General features: G+C 66.8%; 13 protein-coding genes. 4 read left to right on the plus strand and 9 right to left on the minus strand.

Annotated features, from left to right (window positions below; translation table 11 throughout):
* Positions 1-6 precede the first annotated feature (6 nt).
* The 4 genes from atpG to glmU all read left to right on the plus strand — a co-directional run bounded on the left by atpG (position 7) and on the right by glmU (position 4,185).
* Positions 7-873 (plus strand): F0F1 ATP synthase subunit gamma, encoded by an 867-nt coding sequence (gene atpG / locus JW897_RS00795; RefSeq protein WP_048410022.1) that lies wholly within the window; start codon positions 7-9, stop codon positions 871-873.
* A gap of 41 nt (positions 874-914) precedes the next feature.
* Complete coding sequence (gene atpD / locus JW897_RS00800; RefSeq protein ID WP_019103741.1) at positions 915-2,312, plus strand: F0F1 ATP synthase subunit beta; 1,398 nt, start codon at positions 915-917, stop codon at positions 2,310-2,312.
* Between the two features lie 11 nt (positions 2,313-2,323).
* Positions 2,324-2,746, plus strand: a complete 423-nt coding sequence (locus JW897_RS00805; protein ID WP_019103740.1) for a F0F1 ATP synthase subunit epsilon — start codon at positions 2,324-2,326, stop codon at positions 2,744-2,746.
* Positions 2,747-2,820: 74 nt separating this feature from the next.
* Complete coding sequence (glmU, locus tag JW897_RS00810) at positions 2,821-4,185, plus strand: bifunctional UDP-N-acetylglucosamine diphosphorylase/glucosamine-1-phosphate N-acetyltransferase GlmU (protein ID WP_205464854.1); 1,365 nt, start codon at positions 2,821-2,823, stop codon at positions 4,183-4,185.
* Here glmU and JW897_RS00815 read toward each other — a convergent pair.
* The 9 genes from JW897_RS00815 to eutH all read right to left on the minus strand — a co-directional run bounded on the left by JW897_RS00815 (position 4,145) and on the right by eutH (position 13,284).
* The gene (locus JW897_RS00815) at positions 4,145-5,212 is read right to left on the minus strand and encodes a helix-turn-helix domain-containing protein (protein ID WP_053077233.1); all 1,068 of its coding nucleotides are present in this window, start codon (positions 5,210-5,212) and stop codon (positions 4,145-4,147) included. The genes glmU and JW897_RS00815 overlap by 41 nt on opposite strands.
* An 80-nt stretch (positions 5,213-5,292) precedes the next feature.
* Positions 5,293-5,841 (minus strand): BMC domain-containing protein, encoded by a 549-nt coding sequence (locus tag JW897_RS00820; protein ID WP_205464855.1) that lies wholly within the window; start codon positions 5,839-5,841, stop codon positions 5,293-5,295.
* Positions 5,820-7,175 carry a 4Fe-4S dicluster domain-containing protein gene (locus tag JW897_RS00825; RefSeq protein WP_205464856.1) on the minus strand — a complete coding sequence of 452 codons (1,356 nt, stop codon included), beginning with the start codon at positions 7,173-7,175 and terminating at the stop codon, positions 5,820-5,822. The genes JW897_RS00820 and JW897_RS00825 overlap by 22 nt, the downstream gene beginning before the upstream one ends.
* Entirely contained in the window at positions 7,172-7,660 is a 489-nt protein-coding gene (locus JW897_RS00830; protein ID WP_205464857.1) for a BMC domain-containing protein, read from the minus strand. The genes JW897_RS00825 and JW897_RS00830 overlap by 4 nt, the downstream gene beginning before the upstream one ends.
* 13 nt (positions 7,661-7,673) lie before the next feature.
* On the minus strand, positions 7,674-8,333 hold the full coding sequence (gene eutL, locus JW897_RS00835; RefSeq protein WP_205464858.1) for an ethanolamine utilization microcompartment protein EutL: 660 nt from the start codon (positions 8,331-8,333) through the stop codon (positions 7,674-7,676).
* An 11-nt stretch (positions 8,334-8,344) separates the two neighbouring features.
* Entirely contained in the window at positions 8,345-9,217 is an 873-nt protein-coding gene (gene eutC, locus JW897_RS00840) for an ethanolamine ammonia-lyase subunit EutC (RefSeq protein ID WP_205464859.1), read from the minus strand.
* Between the two features lie 16 nt (positions 9,218-9,233).
* Entirely contained in the window at positions 9,234-10,595 is a 1,362-nt protein-coding gene (locus JW897_RS00845) for an ethanolamine ammonia-lyase subunit EutB (protein WP_048413027.1), read from the minus strand.
* Between the two features lie 2 nt (positions 10,596-10,597).
* Positions 10,598-12,031: an ethanolamine ammonia-lyase reactivating factor EutA gene (locus tag JW897_RS00850; protein ID WP_205464860.1), complete on the minus strand. Its 1,434-nt coding sequence runs from the start codon at positions 12,029-12,031 to the stop codon at positions 10,598-10,600.
* 8 nt (positions 12,032-12,039) lie between these two features.
* A complete protein-coding gene (gene eutH / locus JW897_RS00855) occupies positions 12,040-13,284 on the minus strand; it encodes an ethanolamine utilization protein EutH (RefSeq protein WP_205464861.1) in 1,245 nt (414 codons plus the stop codon).
* Positions 13,285-13,290 lie beyond the last annotated feature (6 nt).

Consider the following 13,290-nt stretch of genomic DNA (forward strand, 5'->3'; position numbering starts at 1 on the left):
TCAGGAATGGCAGTCGGCAAAGAGATTCTCACCAAGATCCGAAGCGTGCAAAACACGCAGAAGATCACTCGCGCAATGCAAATGGTGGCGACCTCCAAGATGCGCAAAACGCAAGAGCGTATGCGCGCTGCCCGTCCTTACGCCGAGAAGGTGCGCACAGTCATGGCGCACCTTGCTCAGGCGAACACGGATCTTGAGCACCCGCTGTTGCAAAGCCGCGACGTAGTCAAACGCGCCGGCATCATCCTGATGACCTCCGACAAGGGCCTGTGCGGCGGCTTGAACGTGAATACGCTCAAGCGCTTCTTCGCCCAAGTCAAGGATCTGCAGGACCAGGGCATCGAAGTGGATGTCTGCTGCCTGGGCCAGAAAGGCCTGGCGGCATGCCAGCGCGCGCGCCTCAACGTCGTGGCCAGCGCAACCCAGCTCGGCGATGTGCCGAAGATGGAAAAACTGATTGGCCCGCTTACGGTGCTGTTCAAGCAGTACGCCGAAGGCGAACTGGACGCGCTCTACATCGTTTACTCCCGTTTCATCAACACGATGAAGCAGGAGCCGGCGACTGAACAGCTGCTGCCGTTGACCTCGGAACACATGGTGGTGGAGCACTCGCACTCGTGGGATTACCTGTACGAGCCGAGCGCCCTTGCCGTGATGGAGTTCCTGGTCAAGCGCTATATCGAGTCGGTTGTGTTCGAGGCGATGGCCGAGAACATGGCCTCCGAGCAAGCTGCCCGCATGGTGGCGATGAAATCCGCCACGGACAACGCCGGTAACACGATCAAGCAACTGCGACTTGTGTACAACAAGGCTCGTCAGGCGGCGATCACTACCGAATTGTCTGAAATCGTGGCAGGCGCCGCAGCGGTGTAAGCCGTCGCAGACTGAAAAAGTTTAATGTTTAGGAACCGATAATGAGCCAAGGTAAAATCGTACAAATCATTGGCGCGGTGATCGACGTGGAGTTTCCGCGCGACGCCATGCCAAAGGTTTATGATGCCCTGAAGCTGGTTGATGCCGACCTGACGCTCGAAGTCCAGCAGCAGCTGGGCGACGGCGTAGCGCGCACCATCGCCATGGGCAGCTCTGACGGCCTGAAGCGTGGCATGAGCGTAGTCAACACCGGCGCACCGATCTCGGTGCCGGTGGGCAGCGCCACCCTGGGCCGCATCATGGATGTCTTGGGCAACCCGGTGGACGAAGCCGGCGCGGTAGCGACCGATGTTCGCCGCGCCATCCACCAGCCCGCTCCGAAGTTCGACGAACTGTCCCCCGCCACCGACCTGCTGGAAACCGGCATCAAGGTGATCGACCTGCTGTGCCCGTTCGCCAAAGGCGGCAAAGTGGGCCTGTTCGGCGGCGCCGGCGTGGGCAAGACCGTGAACATGATGGAACTGATCAACAACATCGCCAAGGCACACTCCGGCTTGTCCGTGTTTGCCGGCGTTGGTGAGCGCACTCGTGAAGGCAACGACTTCTACCACGAGATGAAGGACTCCAACGTACTGGACAAAGTGGCGATGGTGTACGGCCAGATGAACGAGCCGCCGGGCAACCGTCTGCGCGTGGCCCTGACCGGTCTGACCATGGCCGAGCACTTCCGCGACGAGAAGGACGAAAGCGGCAAAGGCCGCGACGTGCTGTTCTTCGTGGACAACATCTACCGCTACACCCTGGCCGGTACCGAAGTATCCGCGCTGCTGGGCCGTATGCCGTCCGCCGTGGGCTATCAGCCGACGCTGGCGGAAGAAATGGGCCGTCTGCAAGAGCGCATTACTTCGACCCGCGATGGCTCGATCACCTCCATCCAGGCCGTATACGTGCCTGCGGATGACTTGACCGACCCGTCCCCGGCGACCACCTTCGCCCACTTGGACGCCACCGTGGTTCTGTCGCGCGACATCGCTTCGCTGGGTATCTACCCGGCGGTGGATCCGCTCGATTCCACCTCGCGTCAGCTGGATCCGCTGGTGGTAGGCGACGAGCACTACACGGTAGCCCGTGGCGTGCAGTCCACGCTGCAGCGTTACAAGGAACTGCGCGACATCATCGCGATTCTGGGTATGGACGAACTGTCCGAGGAAGACAAACTGGTCGTGGCTCGCGCCCGTAAGATCCAGCGCTTCCTGTCCCAGCCGTTCCACGTGGCTGAAGTATTTACCGGTTCGCCGGGCAAATACGTGCCGCTGCGCGAAACCATCAAGGGTTTCAAGGCCATTCTCGCTGGCGAGTACGACCATCTGCCGGAACAAGCGTTCTACATGGTTGGCTCCATTGAAGAAGCTGCCGAGAAAGCCAAGACCCTTAACTAAGGAGAGGGCTGATGTCCAAGATGCGTGTGGAAGTGGTCAGCACCGAGCAAATGATCTTCTCCGGCGAAGCTGAGTTCGTGGTTGCGCCGGCTACCGAAGGCGAGATCGGTGTGTATCCCCAACACGTGCCGCTCCTGACCCGTATCAAGCCCGGCGTGCTGCGTCTGAAAGTCCCGGGCAGCAGCGAAGAAGTTCTGGTGGCAGTGTCTGGCGGCATGATGGAAGTGCAGCCCAGCCTGATCACCGTGCTGGCCGATACGGCGATTCGCGGCGAGGATCTCGACGAGGCCCGCGCCAATGAGGCGAAACGCGCTGCGGAGGATTCTCTCAAGCGCGCCACCGACGACCTCTCCACCGCGAAGGCGCACGCTGCTCTGGCAGTGGCCATCGCGGAGTTGAAGGCGCTGGATTTCCTCAAGAAGCGCGCCCACTGATAAGAGATGTAATCGTGTATAGTAGGCTGCCACGCAAGTGGCAGCCTTTTTCCGTTTTTGACTCGTGAAAAACCATGGATAGTCTCAGCATCGTCATTCTCGCTGCCGGCAAAGGCAAGCGCATGTACTCCTCCAAACCCAAGGTATTGCACCCGATAGGCGGCGAGCCGATGCTGGCGCGGGTGATCCGCACCGCGCGCGAGCTGAAGCCGGCGCGCCTGATCGTGGTGTACGGCCACGGCGGCGAACAAGTGCGGGCGGCGATACCGGACGCGGATCTGATCTGGGCCGAGCAGGCCGAGCAGCTGGGCACCGGCCACGCGCTGAAGATGGCCTTGCCGCATCTGCCGGCGGACGGCAAGACCATGGTGCTGTACGGCGATGTGCCGCTGACCAAGGCGGACACGCTGCGCCGCTTGTCCGACGCCGCCGGCGCCGGCATGGCGGTGCTGACCGACGTGCTGGATGACGCCAGCGGCTACGGCCGCATGGTGCGCGGCGCGGACGGCAAGCTGCAGGCCATCGTCGAACACAAGGACTGCACGCCGGAACAACTGGCGATCCGCGAAATCAACACCGGCATGATGGCGCTGCCCAATGCGCGGCTGGCAGGCTGGCTCGCCGCGCTCAACAACGGCAACGCCCAGGGCGAATACTATCTGACCGACGTGCTGGCCCTGGCGGTGGCGGACGGCGTGAGCGTGGACAGCGCCAGCGTCGACGCCAGCTGGGAAGCCGCCGGCGTCAACAACAAGGTGCAACTGGCCGAGCTGGAGCGCATCCTGCAGCGCAACCAGGCGCAGGCCTTGCTGGAAGCCGGCGTCACGCTGGCGGATCCGGCGCGCATCGACATCCGCGGCGAACTCAGCCATGGCATGGACGTGAGCATAGACGTTGGCTGCGTGTTCGAGGGCAAGGTGGAACTGGGCGAGCAGGTGGAAATCGGCGCGCATTGCGTGTTGAAGAACGTCAAAGTGGCCGCCGGCACCAAGATCGCGCCGTTCTCGCATCTGGAAGACGCGGTGGTGGGCGAGGCGTGCCGGATCGGGCCTTACGCCCGTTTGCGTCCCGGCGCGCAACTGGCCGGCCATGTGCACATCGGCAACTTCGTCGAAGTGAAGAAGAGCGTGATCGGCGAAGGCTCCAAGGTCAACCACCTGAGCTATGTCGGCGACGCCGAGATCGGCAGCAAGGTGAATGTGGGCGCCGGCTCGGTGACCTGCAACTACGACGGCGTCAACAAGTTCAAGACCGTGATCGGCGACCATGTCTTCGTCGGCTCCGGCACCCTGATGGTGGCGCCGGTGACGCTGGAATCCTACAGCACCATAGGCGCCGGCTCGGTGATCAGCCGAACCGCGCCGGCCGGAGAACTGACGGTGGCGCGCGCGCGCCAGGTCACGGTGCCGGGCTGGAAGCGTCCGCAGAAAAAGAGCTGAGCCGCTCCTCAGGGCCGCCGGCGCGTCGCAACAGCGTGGCGGACGGCCTTTCTCCAAACAAGCGCTTGTAGTCGGTGGCGAACTGGCTCATATGCCAGAAACCCCAGGCCGCGGCGATGTCTTGCACGGTGTGGTGGCGGGAGTCCGGACTGAGTAGTTCGCGTTGCACCGCGTTCAGGCGCATGCTCTTGAGGTAGGCCAGCGGACACAGCCCCAGCGTGTTCTGAAAGATGTTCTGCAAGGTGCGCCGGCTGAGGTTGAGGTGCCGGCACAGATCCGCCACCACCAGCGCCTCGTCCGGCTGACTCATCACGAAATCACGCGCCTTGCGCACCAAGCGCCAGTGGCTGCGCAGGCTGCGTTGCTGCGCGGGCGCCGGCAAGGCGCTGGCCAGCAGCTCGGTCAGTCCGTCCAGCAATTCGTGGCGCATGAAGCGGTAGGCGGTGATGTCGGCCGGCCCCAGCCGGCTGCGCTCGGCTTCGATCAACAGCTGGCGCTGGCGCAGGATGAAGTCGCGCTTGCGCTCCGGGTCCAGCTGCAGCAGCGGCCGGTCTTGCAGCGACAAGGGCAATCCGCCGTCCAGGGTCAGCCTGGCGTGTTCGTCCAGTTCCTCTTGCGGCACCACCAGCCCCATGATGCGGAAATTGTCCGGCGTGGTCAGTTCAAAGTCCTCGCCGCCGGTGCTGATGGCGATGGCGCCATTGCCCATCTGGCCGCCGTCGCGAGCCGCGCCGGGCTGGTCGGGGCAGGGCAGGCCGAACCAGTAGGCGTCCGGCCAGACCACGCAGGACTGGCGCAGCGAACGGCTGGTGAACTCCTCGAAGCATTGCAGCTGATCCAGCCACAACTCCTTCACATGGCCGAAGAAAAGGCCTGGTAGCAACTGATCGTAAAGTTGCTGCCAGGCCGTGATCGCGCATGCCTGTTCAAAGCTGTTGCTGGTTTCGCGGTGCTTGACGCCGACCTCGGCGCCCAGCGGCGCCAGCGGCTCCCGAGGCGGAGGGCTGGCCGCGCGCAGTTGGTGCAAGGGCCCTGATCCTGGACTGGGGTCTGACATGGTGTTTCCCTTTCGTATGCGGTGGCTGGCGGCGGTCTCTCCCGTGCCGCCTACAGCAAGCTGGCCAATAGCGCGGGGGCGGGGCGGGGAATGACGGTCTGCTGCACCAGCAATCCTTTCTCGCCGGCGCTCTGCGCGGCGACATCGATGGCGCTGCTCACCGCGGCCACATCGCCGCTGAGGACGAAATAGCATTTGCCGCCAATGCCGAAGGCCAGGTGGATGCGGATCAGCGTCACCTCCGCGGTTTTGGCGGCCAGGTCCGCCGCCGCGATGCAGGCGGCGACGCTATAGCTTTCCACCACCCCCACCGCCGCCGCGTGTTCCAGCCGGGTCACGCCGCTGATGGCGGGCAGCACGTCCGGATGCAGCCTGGCGATGGAGAAATGATCGACCAGCAGATGGCCGGCGGCTTGCCGGCCCTGCGTCGCGGCCTGTTCGACCGAGGCGGCGTCGCCGCCCACCAACACGATGAATTTGCCGGGGCAGATGGTCTTGGCCGCCAGCAGTTCCACCTGGGCGGATTTGAGCATCGCGTCGGCGGCTTCAATGCCCCTGGCGATGCTGCTCAGTTCTATCAGGGCGATGGCGTGGGGCATGTGGGCTCCGAGGTTTGGATGACGATGGTTTCCGCGTTCAGCGCGACGACGACGCCGTCCACGCTGGCATGCAAGGCCGCGCCCAGCGCGCCCTGGGGCATGGCGGCGATCAACTGGCCTTCGCGCACCCGCTCTCCCATCGCGACGCAGGGCTGCGCCGCCGCGCCGATGTGCTGGCGCAGCGGCAGCACCACCTTCTCGGGACGGTACGCCAAGGCCTGGAACGGCGCCTTGTGGTTGAGCAAATCCAGGTCGAGACGGGTGATCAGGCGGGACACCGGCACCAGGCGATGGCGCGCCATCGGATCGGCCGGCCTCAGTTCGCCCCGGTAGCGCAGCCCCTGGGCGCGCAACTCGGCCTTGAGCAGAAGGTTGACGCGCAGCGGCGAGATCTCCACCGGACAGGCGTAGGCCTCGCAGACGCCGCATTCCGAGCAGGTCAGCGCCGCCAGCACGGTGTCCGGGCGCGGGCCGGCGTGGCGGTAGTTGACCGCGCGCACGATCAGGTGCGGCGGCAGTTCGTGGCCGATCAGGTGGCGCGGACACAGCTCGGTGCACAGGAAGCACTGCTCGCACACCGTGCGCGCCATCGCCAGTTGCGCCGCGTCGCCGCGTTGACGGCGGCGGATCAGCAGGTGGTCGCGCGGCAGGGCCAGCAGGCCGCCGGTGGTCTTGGTCACCGGCAGGTCCAGCGAGGGCAGCAGCTTGCCCATCATCGGCCCGCCGTCGATGAAGGCGACATCGTCGCGGCTGGGGCCGCCGGCCAGCTCCAGCGCCTCGCGCAAGGGCGTGCCCAGCGGCAGGGTCAGCGTCAGCGGCCGCTTGACCAGGCCGTTGACGGTCAGGGTGCGGCGCGTGACCGGCCGTTCCTGGTCCACCGCCGCCGCCACATTGAGCAGGGTCTGCACATTGCTGACCACCACACCCACGTCCAGCGGCAAGCCGGCCGGCGGCACGCGACGCCCGGTGGCGAGCCAGATGGTGATCACTTCGTCGCCGGCAGGATAGATGTCTTCCAGAATGTGCAGGCGCACGTCGGCGGGCAGCAGCGGCGTCAGCGCGGCGATGGCCTCGCGATATTTGGCCTTGAGCGCGATCACGCCCTGGGTCGCGCCGGTGGCGGTCATGCCGTGGCGCAGGCCGCGCAGCAAGGCCGCCGCCTCGCGCGCCGCCAGTTGCTGGTCCACCTTGAGCAGCGGTTCGCACTCGGCGCCGTTGACGAGATAGGTGTCGGCCCGCGCCGCCAGCTTGACCGCGGCGGGAAAGCCCGCACCGCCGGCGCCGACGACGCCGGCGGCGGCCACCCGCTGACGGATCAGGTCGGCGGTCGTCATGGCTTGCCTCCGGCGCGGAAATAACGGCCGCGGCGGCGCAGCAGCGTGCCGGCGCGGCATTGCGCCTGCAGCCAGCCGCGATTCAGGCCGACGAAGGGGAAGACGGTTTGCAGGTCGACCAGGCTCATGCCGCCCGGCTCCGCGGCGATGCGGGCCAGCACCGCCGCCTCGTCCAGGCCGGCCGCCGGCGCGGCCACCGTCTCCGGCGGCCGCAGCATCGCGTCCACCAGCGTTTCGGTGTCCGGATCGGGGCGGCCGATCTCGCAGCGGCTGACCACTTCGCCCAGCCGCAGCGCCGCGGCGGCGCCGGCGTCCAGCGCCGCGCGGCAGGCGGCGAGGTCGCCCTCCACCACCAGCGAAATCATGCCCGGGTCGGTGCGCCATTGCCGCAACAGGCGCACGTTCGCGGACTTGAGCATGGCGTCCGCCGCCTCGATGGCGGTGGCCAGCCCTCTGACTTCCAGCAAGCCCAAGGCGTTGATCATCTGCGGCCTCCGCTCACATCAGGGTGACGGGCTGGCGGCCGACGTCCAGCACCGCCTGGGTGAAGGCCTGGCAGGCGGCGCTGCAGGCGGCCTGACTGCCGGTGAGGAAGGCGCCGGAGTAGTTGGTTTCCGACGGCGGCGGCACATAGCTGGCCAGTTGCACGTCGGCGGCCTTGAGCGCGGCGTCGATGCCGAAGGTGGCTTCCAGCGGCGGCGCGATCAGATAAGCCAGCGGTTCGCCCAGCCGCACGCCGGTCTGCGCCGACAGATAGGAGCCGCTGCGCGAGACCACGTGGGCGAGAAAGGCGGTGTCCTCGGCGTCGTTGGCCCAGCGGAAGGCGGGGCCGTCCGCGATGGTGGCCATCATCGAGTCCAGTCCGGCGCGCACTTCGGCCGGCGAGCCGCCGCCGAGTATGATCAGCACTTCGCCGGCGGTGGGCGAGGAGCTGTGCGCCGCGCCGGCGTACAGCGAGCGGCCGAACACCACCTCCACCTGCGCCTGCTTGGTGGCCTCGTCGGCGGCGATATAGGCGACGTCGTCGGAATCGGCGGTCAGCAGGCCCAGGCTGTTGATGTGGGCGGGCAGCTTGAGCGCGGCCTTGAGGTCGGATTGGGCCGAGGCGATCAGGCGCACGGCCTTGACGCTGGGTTTGATCAGATCCAGAACTGCCATGACAGTCTCCTTTAACGGTTCAGCGCCATGCCGGAAGCCTTCTTCTCCAGCATGCGTTTGGCGAGGTCCACGATGACGGCGGCGGCTTCCACCGGCGGCGTGCCGCCGCGGTGGATATTGGAGAGGCAGGTGCGGTCCGCCTCCACCGTGGCGGCGTTGGGCGCGTACACCATGTAGCAGGACAGACTTTCCGACTGGCCGAGGCCAGGGCGTTCGCCCACCAGCAGGATCACCACCTGCGCGCCCAGCGTTTCGCCCACCTGGTCTTCCACCTTGACCCGGCCGTAGCGGACGAAGAAGGGCGTGCCGACGTCGAGGCCGGCGCTTTCCAGCCCCTTGAGCAGCGGCGGCAGGATTTCGTCGAAGTTGGCGGTGACGGCGTCGGTGGACAGGCCGTCGGACACCACCACCTGCACCTGCGGCCGTTGCTTGCAGCGCGTTTTCAACAGCTGCAGCGAGGCCTCGTTCAGGCGGCGGCCCATGTCGGGGCGGGTCAGGTACTGGTCTTTGTTGTCGATCTCGCTTTGCAGCTCCAGCAGGCCTTTTTCCTCCACCCATGGCTGCGGCACCTCCTTGAGCACGGTGTCCTTGGAGCGCGAGTGGTCGGCCAGGAAGCGCAGCAGCGCGGTGGTGCGCGGACGCGGGCCGGCGCGGCCGGTGCAGACGCGGGCGGCGGTGTTGGCGCGGAATTCGGCCAGCACTTCGGCGCGTTGAGGCGCCGCCACGCCCATCCACAGCCGGAAGGCTTCGCCGCCCAGGTCGGGCAGGGTTTCCTCGGCGCTGGCCGGGGCCGCTTTGGCGGCGTCGGGGACGGTGGCCGGCGCGGGCTGCGCCAGCTGGGTCATCACCGCGCGTACGATTTCGTCGATTTGCTGCTTGTCCATGATTGTGGGCTCCAAGTCAGAAGAAGAAGGACGCATCGCCCGCGCGGCGCGTCAGCCTGCCGTTTTCCATCAGCCCCATGGTTTCCAGCCAGGCCTCGAACTCCGGCGCCGGGCGCAGGCCCAGCAACTGGCGGATGGTGGCGGTGTCGTGGAAGGCGGTGGTCTGGTAGTTCAGCATGATGTCGTCGCCCAGCGGCATGGCGATGATGAAGTTGCAGCCCGCCGTGGCCAGCAGGATGGCCAGGTTCTCGTTGGAGTTCTGGTTGGCGTCGGCGTGGTTGGTGTAGCAGCAGTCGCAGCCCATCGAGATGCCGGAGAGTTTGCCCATGAAGTGGTCTTCCAGGCCGGCGCGGATGATCTGGCGGTCGTTGTACAGGTATTCCGGGCCGATGAAGCCGACCACGGTGTTGACGATGAAGGGGTCGTAGTGGCGGGCCAGGCCATAGTTGCGCGCTTCCATCGTCACCTGGTCCGCGCCGTTGTGGGCGCCGGCGGACAGTGCCGAGCCCTGGCCGGTTTCGAAGTACAGATAATTGTCGCCGGCGATGCGGTTGTGCTGGCGGCCCACCTCGCGCGCCTCGTCCAGCAGCTCCAGCGTCACGCCGAATTCCTTCAGCCCTTTCTCGCTGCCGCAGATGCTCTGGAAGATCAGGCCGCCGGGCGCGCCCTGGCGGATGGCCTCGATCTGGGTGGACATGTGCGCCAGCACGCAGCCCTGGGTGGGAATCCGGTATTTGTCGATGGCGTCGTAGATGGTGTCCAGGATGCGGCGCACGTTTTCCACGTTGTCGGTCACCGGGTTGACGCCTATCACCGCGTCGCCCATGCCGAAGGACAGCCCTTCGAACATCTGGGCGGCGATGCTTTTCACGTCGTCGCGGGTGTCGTTGGGTTGCAGGCGCGCGCTGAAGCGGCCGGGCAGGCCTATGGTGGTGTTGGCGCGCTTGATCACCGGCATTTTCTTGGCGCCGTAGATCAGGTCGGCGTTGGAGCAGAGCTTGGCCACCGCCGCCACCATTTCCGAGGTCATGCCCTTGCGCAGGAAATCCAGCGCCTCGGCATCGGCGTCGTCGCCCAGCACCGCTTCGCGCAGCTCGCCCACGCTCCAGTTGCGGATGCGGGCGTAGGCGGCTTCGTTGAGGTCGTCCTGGATCACCCGGGTGACGCAGTCCTCCTCGTAGGGAATGACCGGGTTTTCGCGCAGGTCGGCCAGCGTCAGCTCGGACAGCACCTGCTTGGCGGCCACGCGTTCTTGCGCGCTTTGCGCGGCCACGCCGGCCAGCATGTCGCCGGAGCGCGGCTCGTTGGCCTTGGCCAGCACGTCCTTGACGTCGCGGAACTGATAGGTCTTGCCGAATAAATGCGTCTTCAGTTTCATGATCAAACCCCTTTGGATGTTGGGAAGGCCAGCGATTTGACGGTGACGGGCACGATGTCGCCGCCGAACAGCGGCGCGCCGATGTCGATGTAGTCGCCGGCGCGGGTGGCCACTTCGTCGATGACCGCCAGCTCGCGGCCGGCCAGCGCCGGCTGCAGCAGCATGCCCAGCGCCTTGCCCAGATCGCTGCGGGACAAGGCCAGCAAGGGGCGCTGTTGCGGAAAACGGCGGGAGAATTCGGCCAGCTCGCCGGCGCAGGCGTCTATCGCCCGGTAGGCGATCGGCAGGTCGTCCGGCAGCGCCAGCGCGTACAGGTCTTGCGCCGGGTCCAGGTCCAGCCGGCGCACCGCGCGCTCCAGGCTGTCCGTCAGGCCGCCGGGACTGAAATCGGCCCAGCCGAGATCGGGATGAGCCACCGGGATGTTGCGCAGCGGCAGGCGCAGGCCGCGCAGCCAGATGGTGCTGCCGGACAACGACAGCGTGTACGCGCCGGCGCCTATCACCGTGGCGCGCACGGTCTGCGCCGCGGCGCGCAGCGGCTGCGCGCCGAGGCCGGGGTGGGCGGCGATGGCGCGCGCCAGCAGGGGGCCGATGTCGCCGAAGGCGTAGGGATTGGCCGGCGGGCTGCGGTAGCACTCGCCGACGCCGCCGGACAGCAGCACCGCGTCGAACGGCCGGCCGGCTTGCAGCGCGTCGGTCATCAACAATTGGCGCGCCAGCGCCGAAGGGCGGCCCAGCAGCACCTCCCACAGCAGTTCGGCCATGCGTTCGGCCACGCGCGCGTGTTCGGCCGGGCCCAGCGCGGCGGCGTCGAAGCCGGCGCCGAACAGCTCGACGCAGATGGCGCGGGCCGGCGCGTGCAGGCGGCGGGTCTGGCCGTCGGCGCCGGCCTCCAGCAAGCGGCCGCCCACGTTCAGGCAGGCGCTGTCCAGCAGCCGGCCGGCTTCGAACACCGCGTAGTTGGCGGTGCCGCCGCCGATGTCGATATTGGCGACGCGGCTGGTTTCGCGCTCGGACAGTTCGGCCGCGCCCGAGCCGTAGCCGGCGATGGCCGACTCCAGATGCGGGCCGGCGGTGGCCACCACGAAGTCGCCCAGGGATTCGGACAGGCGCAGCACCGTGTCGCGGGCGTTGCGCGCCTTGGAGGTTTCGCCGGTGACGATGATGGCCCCGGACTCCACCTCTGCCGGGGCGAGCCCGGCCGCCTGGTATTGCGCGCGGATGAAGGCCACCAGCTCGTCTTCGCGCACGCGGCCGTCGTCGTCCAGCGGCGTAAAGGCCACCGGGCTCTGGTAGACGATGTCGCGGCGCGAGAATTCATAGCGCGGCACTTGCGACACCCCGGCGCGGTTGACCAGCTCCAGCAGCGAGAAGATCACCTGGGTGGTGGTGGTGCCGATGTCTATGCCCACGCTGTGTATCTGGCGGCGGTTCATCGCGCGCCTCAGCCTTGCTGCGCCGACAGCGCGGCGCGGAGGGGGGCGTCGGCCGGCTTGGGCGCCAGTTTCATCGCCAGCAGCACCGCGCTGAAGCCGCCCACCAGCTTGCCGACTATCATCGGGAAAATCATGCTGGAGACGTTGGCGGCGGTGAAGCCGAGGTGGTCGCCGAAGGTGAAGGCGGCGGACACGGCGAAGGCCACGTTGATCACCTTGCCGCGGTCGTCCATCTTGCTCATCAGGCCGAACATCGGGATGGAGTTGGCCAGCGTGGCCACCATGCCGGCGGCGGCGCTGTTGTTCATGCCCAGCAGTCCGCCCACCTTCATCAGCGGCCGTTCAAACCAGCGCGTCAGCATGAACACCATCGGATAGGCGCCCAGCAGCACGCAGGCGATGAAGCCTATCACCTCGATGGCGCGCATCGTCGCGCCCGGCGCGTCGCCCTTGACCATGAAGATGGGGTCCATGCCCGGCACCAGGCTGAGGCCCAGCGTGGCTTGCAGCACGGCCAGCGCCAGACCGGCGGTGATCAGCACCACCAGGCACTTGGCGAAAATCTGGAAGCCGGAAATCATCTTCTCCGGGCACAGCTTGAGGCCGATGGCCAGCAGCACCGCCACGGCGATCACCGGAATCATATTGATCAGGATCATGCTCAGGCTGAAGTCCACCGGCTGGCCGTCCACGGTGACGCCGCTGACCATGGCCACCGCGCCGCCGGCGATGCAGCCCAGCGGGATGGTGACCATGCCGGCCATCACCCCCAGCGCCAGGAAGCGGCGGTCTTCCTTGGCGATGATGCCCAGCGCCACCGGGATGTTGAACACGATGGTGGGGCCCATCATCGCGCCCAGGATCAGGCCGGCGTACAGCCAGGCGGCGGTGTCGCCGCCGGACAGCTGCTTGGCGAGGAAGAAGCCGCCCATATCGTTGGCCAGCAGGGTGGTGGCGAACATCGCCGGATTGGCGCCCACCGCCTCGTACAGCGGAATCACCACCGGCCCCAGCCAGTGGGCCAGCACCGGCGCCAGCGCGATCACGCCGACCATGGCCAGGCCCAGCGCGCCCATGGCCAGAAAGCCTTCTTCGAACTGGGCGCCGGAGCCCTCGATCTGACGGCCGACGCGGCTCAGTCCCACTTTGGCCAGCACGGCCTCCGAGCCGCCGAATTGCGCCAGCATTCTGTCCAGCGCCGCGACGACCATGAAGGTCATCATGATCCACATGATGATTTCATTGATACCCATTGCTCT

This window comes from Chromobacterium alkanivorans (assembly GCF_016937655.1).
GTDB lineage: Bacteria > Pseudomonadota > Gammaproteobacteria > Burkholderiales > Chromobacteriaceae > Chromobacterium > Chromobacterium alkanivorans.

What these genes read in the sequence shown, in the direction of transcription:
- eutC (WP_205464859.1), bottom strand. Translation starts at nt 9,217, where the DNA reads ATGGACAAGCAGCAAATCGACGAAATCGTACGCGCGGTGATGACCCAG.
- JW897_RS00850 (WP_205464860.1), bottom strand. Translation starts at nt 12,031, where the DNA reads ATGAACCGCCGCCAGATACACAGCGTGGGCATAGACATCGGCACCACC.
- eutH (WP_205464861.1), bottom strand. Translation starts at nt 13,284, where the DNA reads ATGGGTATCAATGAAATCATCATGTGGATCATGATGACCTTCATGGTC.
- JW897_RS00820 (WP_205464855.1), bottom strand. Translation starts at nt 5,841, where the DNA reads ATGCCCCACGCCATCGCCCTGATAGAACTGAGCAGCATCGCCAGGGGC.
- JW897_RS00830 (WP_205464857.1), bottom strand. Translation starts at nt 7,660, where the DNA reads ATGATCAACGCCTTGGGCTTGCTGGAAGTCAGAGGGCTGGCCACCGCC.
- JW897_RS00825 (WP_205464856.1), bottom strand. Translation starts at nt 7,175, where the DNA reads ATGACGACCGCCGACCTGATCCGTCAGCGGGTGGCCGCCGCCGGCGTC.
- eutL (WP_205464858.1), bottom strand. Translation starts at nt 8,333, where the DNA reads ATGGCAGTTCTGGATCTGATCAAACCCAGCGTCAAGGCCGTGCGCCTG.
- JW897_RS00845 (WP_048413027.1), bottom strand. Translation starts at nt 10,595, where the DNA reads ATGAAACTGAAGACGCATTTATTCGGCAAGACCTATCAGTTCCGCGAC.
- JW897_RS00805 (WP_019103740.1), top strand. Translation starts at nt 2,324, where the DNA reads ATGTCCAAGATGCGTGTGGAAGTGGTCAGCACCGAGCAAATGATCTTC.
- atpG (WP_048410022.1), top strand. Translation starts at nt 7, where the DNA reads ATGGCAGTCGGCAAAGAGATTCTCACCAAGATCCGAAGCGTGCAAAAC.
- glmU (WP_205464854.1), top strand. Translation starts at nt 2,821, where the DNA reads ATGGATAGTCTCAGCATCGTCATTCTCGCTGCCGGCAAAGGCAAGCGC.
- atpD (WP_019103741.1), top strand. Translation starts at nt 915, where the DNA reads ATGAGCCAAGGTAAAATCGTACAAATCATTGGCGCGGTGATCGACGTG.